This window comes from Pseudomonas sp. AGC41 (assembly GCF_057334555.1).
Genome location: NZ_JBHFJB010000116.1, coordinates 104,943 through 111,980, shown reverse-complemented (window position 1 = coordinate 111,980; position 7,038 = coordinate 104,943). Strand labels below are relative to the sequence as shown.

6 protein-coding genes are annotated in these 7,038 nt (G+C 59.2%); 4 read left to right on the top strand and 2 right to left on the bottom strand.

Features of this window, described 5'->3' with window-relative positions; all coding sequences use genetic code 11:
• Positions 1-45: 45 nt before the first annotated feature.
• Entirely contained in the window at positions 46-828 is a 783-nt protein-coding gene (locus ACE04F_RS20085; protein ID WP_486109381.1) for a PhzF family phenazine biosynthesis protein, read from the bottom strand.
• 184 nt (positions 829-1,012) lie between these two features.
• The gene (gene ybaK, locus ACE04F_RS20080) at positions 1,013-1,483 is read right to left on the bottom strand and encodes a Cys-tRNA(Pro) deacylase (protein WP_486109379.1); all 471 of its coding nucleotides are present in this window, start codon (positions 1,481-1,483) and stop codon (positions 1,013-1,015) included.
• A gap of 322 nt (positions 1,484-1,805) precedes the next feature.
• On the opposite strand from ybaK, the gene ACE04F_RS20075 reads away from it, so the two are divergent.
• From ACE04F_RS20075 to glpD, 4 genes are all read left to right on the top strand, one after another.
• Positions 1,806-2,657, top strand: coding sequence for an MIP/aquaporin family protein (locus tag ACE04F_RS20075; RefSeq protein WP_434602968.1), 852 nt, complete (start codon positions 1,806-1,808; stop codon positions 2,655-2,657).
• A 76-nt stretch (positions 2,658-2,733) separates the two neighbouring features.
• The gene (gene glpK, locus ACE04F_RS20070) at positions 2,734-4,239 is read left to right on the top strand and encodes a glycerol kinase GlpK (RefSeq protein WP_486109376.1); all 1,506 of its coding nucleotides are present in this window, start codon (positions 2,734-2,736) and stop codon (positions 4,237-4,239) included.
• Positions 4,240-4,335: 96 nt separating this feature from the next.
• A complete protein-coding gene (locus tag ACE04F_RS20065) occupies positions 4,336-5,091 on the top strand; it encodes a DeoR/GlpR family transcriptional regulator (protein WP_305496366.1) in 756 nt (251 codons plus the stop codon).
• A 318-nt stretch (positions 5,092-5,409) separates the two neighbouring features.
• Positions 5,410-6,948, top strand: a complete 1,539-nt coding sequence (gene glpD / locus ACE04F_RS20060; protein ID WP_486109434.1) for a glycerol-3-phosphate dehydrogenase — start codon at positions 5,410-5,412, stop codon at positions 6,946-6,948.
• Positions 6,949-7,038 lie beyond the last annotated feature (90 nt).

The following is a 7,038-nucleotide window of genomic DNA, read 5'->3' as shown; positions in this document are numbered from 1 at the left end:
CCCCCCCCCCCCTCCCACATTTGATCCATTGGCTTGAGTACAGATTCACCCCAACGTCAGCGTACCACTAGCCACCAACGTCGCATCCCCGCCGATCTTCACCCGCTCACCTTCCAATCGGCAGAACAATGCCCCGCCCCTCGCCGAGCATTGATAGGCCGTCAGGCCGTGTTTGTTCAGGCGTTTGGACCAGTATGGAATCAGGCTGCAATGGGTCGATCCGGTTACCGGATCCTCGTTGATGCCGATCGCCGGGGCAAAATAGCGCGAGACAAAATCGTGCTTGCTTCCCGGTGCGGTAACGATCGCGCCCGGCCAAGGCAGCTTCGCCAGGGCCGCCATGTCCGGCTTGCAATCGAGCACAGCCTGTTCCGACTCCAGCACCACGAACAATTCGTTGCAACTGAGCACATCTACCGCCTCGACACCCAAGGCGCTCTGGACCGCCAGGGAGGCGCCCAACTCGGTCGGCACGATGGCCGGGAAATCCAACCACAGCCGATCGCCTTCACGACTGACACTCAATGCTCCAGACTTGCAGATGAAGTCGAGTCGCTCGGCCGGTTCGTGGTAAACCTCGAATAACACGTGGGCGCTGGCCAATGTTGCATGTCCACACAGCGGCACTTCAGTGGTGGGCGTGAACCAGCGAATGTGCCAACGCTGGTTCTCACGGACCAGAAAAGCGGTCTCGGCCAGGTTGTGCTCGGCGGCAATCTTCTGCATCAATTCATCGGCAAGCCAGGCATCGAGCCGATAGACCATCGCCGGGTTACCGCCAAACGGCCGGTCACTGAACGCATCGACCTGATGAAACGCGAGCTGCATGGCACTTCTCCTTGTTTATTGATGCGCGAGCATGAGCTGCCCGGACATCGTTTAGCCAGTGACAGATCAGCAGAATTTTCACCCTACAGCGCACATGAAATCTGACGTCCAATCGATCTTGAAGATTCAAATCATTCTGGCGAGGGAGCCTGCTCCCGCTCGGGCGTAGCGGCCACCAACAGACTCAGGCACGCCCGATATCAGCAAAGATCGCTCCGGTATGCTCCGCCAGTACCGCAGGCGCCAGTTCCACCTCTAACCCGCGCCTCCCCGCACTGACGAACATGCTGGACAGCGGTTGCGCAGAATTGTCGATAAACGTGCGAAGACGCTTTTTCTGCCCCAGCGGGCTGATCCCGCCGAGCAAATAGCCGGTCGAACGCTGTGCGGCGGCCGGATCGGCCATCTCGACTTTTTTCACTCCAGCCGCATGAGCCAGGCCTTTCAGATCCAGGCTCCCGGCCACCGGCACCACCGCCACCAGCAACTCGCCTTTTTCGCTGGCCGCCAGCAGGGTCTTGAATACCTGCGCCGGGTTCAGACCGAGTTTTTCAGCCGCCTCCAGGCCATAGGAGGCAGCTTTCGGGTCATGTTCATAGCTGTGGATGCGATGTTCGGCGCGCACTTTTTTAAGCAGGTCCAATGCGGGGGTCATGACGGCTCCTGACCAGGAAAAAGCGAAAGAGTGGCGCGGATTCTAAGCCATCGGCAATTAAAACGCGTTGCGAGCCTACCGGGATGATCTTCCTGCAGGGTGCACAGCGAGACATTCACGTGACGAATAATCCAAATGTGACCGACGGTTCACTTTCGATCTTTGACACCGGCGTTTCTTGTCTATATTTTTTCGAAACTGAAAGCAGATTTACCTGTCTCAAACAGCACCCGAAACCTGGATGAGGCTCCCGGTCTCGGCGAAGAACGCGTCTTCAATGGTATCGAAGGCGCCAGACAAGAACAAAAACACCGAGGTTTGCATGACTACCGCTTTACAACAGCCCACCCTTTCCAGCCAATGCCTGGCCGAATTCCTCGGCACCGCCCTGCTGATTTTTTTCGGCACCGGTTGTGTCGCGGCGCTCAAGGTCGCGGGTGCAAGTTTCGGCTTGTGGGAAATCAGCATCATCTGGGGTGTCGGCGTCAGCATGGCCATCTACCTCAGCGCGGGTATTTCCGGTGCCCATCTCAACCCCGCCGTCAGCATCGCCTTATGTATTTTCACCGACTTCGAAAAGCGCAAACTGCCCTTCTATATTGTCTGCCAAGTGGCGGGGGCGTTCTGTGGCGCGCTCTTGGTCTACACGCTGTATAGCAATCTTTTCTTCGATTTCGAACAGTCCCGGCAGATGATTCGTGGCACGCAAGCCAGCCTCGAACTGGCTTCGGTATTCTCCACCTACCCGCACCCGGCGCTCTCCACCGGCCAAGCCTTTCTGGTGGAGGTGATCATTACTGCAATCCTGATGGGCGTGATCATGTCCCTGACTGACGACAACAATGGCCTTCCTCGTGGTGCGCTTGCGCCGCTGCTGATCGGCCTTCTGATCGCCGTGATCGGCAGCTCGATGGGGCCGCTGACAGGCTTCGCGATGAACCCGGCGCGGGACTTCGGTCCAAAATTGATGACTTTCTTCGCTGGCTGGGGTGAAATTTCCCTCACGGGCGGGCGTGACATCCCTTACTTCCTGGTTCCGATTTTCGCGCCGATAGTGGGTGCGTGCCTGGGCGCTGCCGCGTATCGCGGATTGATTGCCCGACACCTGCCGGGTGCCAAGGCGGCTACAAAGGATGCAGAACCGGCCATTGACGGCAAGCCAAGAACTTCCTGAAACAATGGGCGCATGCCGCTGCCCTTCAAGCATGCGCCATGGCTTCATCCCAAACACACGTCCCAAGGCAATCGACATGACTGACTCAGAGAACAAAAACTACATCATTGCCCTCGACCAGGGTACGACCAGCTCACGGGCCATTATTTTCGACCGTGACGCCAACGTGGTCTGCACCGCCCAACGGGAATTCGTCCAGCACTATCCGCAACCGGGCTGGGTCGAGCATGACCCCATGGAGATCTTTGCCACGCAAAGCGCGGTGATGGTGGAAGCCTTGGCTCAAGCGGGTTTGCATCACGACCAGGTCGCCGCGATCGGCATCACCAACCAGCGCGAAACCACCGTGGTCTGGGACAAGTCCACCGGCCGCCCCATTTACAACGCGGTAGTCTGGCAATGCCGACGCAGCACCGAAATCTGCCAGCAGCTCAAGCGCGATGGCCATGAGCCGTACATCAGTGAAACCACCGGCCTGGTGACCGACCCCTACTTTTCCGGTACCAAGCTCAAGTGGATCCTCGACAACGTCGAAGGCAGCCGCGAGCGCGCGCGCAACGGTGAATTGCTGTTCGGCACCGTGGACAGCTGGCTGATCTGGAAATTTACCGGCGGCAAGGTCCACGTCACCGACTACACCAACGCCTCGCGCACCATGCTCTTCAATATCCACACGCTGGAGTGGGACGCGAAGATGCTCGACATCCTCAACATCCCTCGCGAGATGCTGCCGGAAGTCAAATCATCCTCGCAAATCTACGGCCGGACTAAAAGCGGCATCGCTATTGGCGGCATCGCCGGCGACCAGCAGGCCGCCCTCTTCGGCCAGATGTGCGTGGAACCGGGCCAGGCGAAAAATACCTATGGCACCGGCTGCTTCCTGCTGATGAACACCGGTAACAAAGCCGTCAAATCCAACCACGGCATGCTGACCACCATCGCCTGCGGCCCTCGCGGCGAAGTGGCCTACGCCCTGGAAGGCGCCGTGTTCAACGGTGGCTCTACCGTCCAGTGGCTGCGCGACGAACTGAAAATCATCAACGACGCCCTCGACACCGAATACTTCGCCAACAAGGTCAAGGACAGCAACGGCGTTTACCTGGTGCCAGCCTTCACCGGCCTCGGCGCACCGTACTGGGACCCCTACGCCCGCGGGGCGCTATTTGGCCTGACCCGTGGCGTAAGGGTCGATCACATCATCCGGGCCACGCTGGAATCCATCGCCTACCAGACCCGTGACCTGCTCGACGCCATGCAGCAGGATGCCGGCGAACGCCTCAAGTCCCTGCGCGTGGACGGTGGCGCGGTGGCCAACAATTTCCTCATGCAATTTCAGGCCGATATTCTCGGCACCCAGGTCGAGCGTCCGAAAATGCGCGAAACCACTGCACTCGGTGCGGCGTACCTGGCCGGCCTGGCGTGCGGTTTCTGGGGCAGCCTGGAAGAATTACGCGGCAAAGCGGTGATCGAGCGCGAGTTCGAACCGCAACTGGATGAGCAAGCCAAGGAAAAACTTTACGCGGGATGGAAAAAAGCCGTCAGCCGTACGCGCGATTGGGAGCCCCACGAAGATGCTGAATAACCTCTGAGCCGGGGACGATGAGGATCTGAAACTGGTCGGGAAAGGATTCCTGCGGCATCATGGGCAAATTTTGTACGGCAGCCCAAAGGAAGCCCCATGAATCTGCCTCCCCGCCAGCAGCAAATCCTCGAACTGGTCCGCGAACGCGGCTATGTCAGCATCGAGGAAATGGCGCAGCTATTTGTCGTCACCCCGCAGACCATCCGCCGCGACATCAATCAACTGGCGGAAGTGAACCTGCTGCGCCGCTACCACGGCGGCGCCGCTTACGACTCCAGCGTGGAAAACACCGCCTACGCCATGCGCGCCGATCAGATGCGCGATGAGAAGCAACGCATCGCCGAAGCGATCGCTGCGCAGATTCCCGACCACGCCTCGCTGTTCATCAACATCGGCACCACCACCGAATCCATCGCCCGGGCGCTGCTCAACCACAACCATCTGAAAGTCATCACCAACAACCTGCACGTGGCGTCGATCCTCAGTGCCAAGGATGATTTCGAAGTCCTGATCGCCGGCGGCAACGTGCGCCGTGACGGCGGCGTGGTCGGTCAGGCCAGCGTCGATTTCATCAATCAGTTCAAGGTCGACTTCGCCCTGGTGGGCATCAGCGGGATCGACGAGGACGGCAGTCTGCTGGACTTTGACTATCAGGAGGTCCGGGTCTCCCAAGCCATCATCGCCAACGCCCGGCAGGTATTGCTCGCTGCGGACTCGAGCAAGTTCGGGCGTAACGCCATGGTCCGCCTGGGCCCGATCAGCCTGATCGATTGCCTGGTGACCGACCAGCAACCGGTGCCGGCCCTGGCGCAACTATTGACCCAGCACAAGATTCGCCTGGAAGTGGTCTGACTTCACCCCCGATCCCCTGTGGCGGGGAGCTTGCTCCCGCTCGGCGGCGTAGCCGTCGTAAATCGGCCTGATGGGCTTAGCCTGAAGAAACACGTCCGCCTGCTTGGGATGGCTTCGCCATCCAGCGGGAGCAAGCTCCCTCACCACAAGAGCCCTCCCCAACTCCTTTTTGTTCGAAAATTTTCCTTTCAGCCTACTTCGATCAGTATTTTCAATCGAATTCGACTGGCTGTTGCTGTGCTTATGGGCTAGTATTTTCGCAAATGAACATTAATGTTCGAATTCAAATATTTCGAAAAAAGAACCCGAGGCCAGCCGATGCCCACTTCCACCTTGCCTATGCCCCCTCTCGCCGAAATCTATGACGTCGCCGTCATTGGTGGCGGTATCAACGGTGTGGGGATAGCCGCGGACGCTGCCGGTCGCGGTCTTTCGGTGTTCCTTTGCGAAAAGGATGACTTGGCCAGCCACACCTCATCGGCCAGCAGCAAGCTGATCCATGGCGGTCTGCGTTATCTCGAACATTACGAGTTTCGCTTGGTGCGTGAAGCACTCGCCGAGCGCGAAGTGCTGCTGACCAAGGCTCCACACATCGTCAAGCAAATGCGCTTCGTATTGCCCCATCGCCCGCACCTGCGTCCGGCCTGGATGATTCGCGCCGGCCTGTTTCTTTACGATCACCTGGGCAAGCGCGAGCAGCTCGCTGGCTCCCGGAGTTTGAAATTCGGTGCCGACAGCGCATTAAAAAACGAAATCACCAAAGGCTTCGAATACTCCGATTGCTGGGTCGACGACGCCCGGCTGGTCGTACTCAATGCCATGGCCGCGCGAGAAAAAGGCGCGCATATCCACACCCGCACCCGTTGTGTCAGCGCTCGCCGCAGCAAGGGGTTGTGGCAACTGAACCTGGAACGTGCCGACGGCAGCCTGTTTTCGATCCAGGCCAAGGCGCTGGTGAACGCCGCCGGCCCATGGGTCGCCAAGTTCATTCGTGATGACCTGAAGATGGAATCGCCCTACGGCATCCGCCTGATCCAGGGCAGCCACCTGATCGTGCCAAAACTCTACGAAGGCGAGCATGCGCACATCCTCCAGAACGAAGACCAGCGCATCGTCTTCACCATTCCGTATCTGAATCAATTCACCCTGATTGGCACGACCGACCGCGAATACACCGGCGATCCGGCCAAGGTGGCAATTACCGAGGGTGAAACGGATTACCTGCTGAAAGTCGTCAATGCGCACTTCAAGAAGCAGATCAGCCGCGACGACATTCTGCACAGCTACTCCGGGGTCCGGCCGTTGTGCAACGACGAATCCGACAATCCTTCCGCCGTGACCCGGGACTACACCCTGGCGCTGTCGGGCGGTGGCCAGGAAGCTCCGTTGTTATCGGTGTTCGGCGGCAAACTCACTACGTACCGCAAGCTTGCCGAGTCAGCCATGGCTCAACTGGCGCCGTATTTCACTCAAATGCGCCCGAGCTGGACGGCCCTGGAGACCTTGCCCGGCGGCGAGAACATGACCACGCCACAGGCCTTGTGCTCGGCGATCCGCGACAAGTTCGACTGGCTGCCGACCGATATCGCCCGCCGCTGGGCCACCACCTATGGCAGCCGCACCTGGCGCATGCTCGAAGGCGTGCACAGCCTCGCCGACCTGGGCGAACACATCGGCGCGGGCCTTTATACCCGCGAGGTCGATTACCTGTGCAGCGACGAGTGGGCCATTGACGCCGAGGATATTCTCTGGCGTCGCAGCAAGCTGGGCTTGTTCACAAGCGCCGCTGAACAGGAAAAGCTTCGCACGTATCTGGACAAGGTCGAGCACAACCGGCGCAAGATTGAAGCCGCCTGAGTGCAACCCGCTAAACCAGAAAGCCCCTGAATCCTGCGATTCAGGGGCTTTTTATTGCCTGGAATGCACCGCAACTCCCCTGTGGGAGCG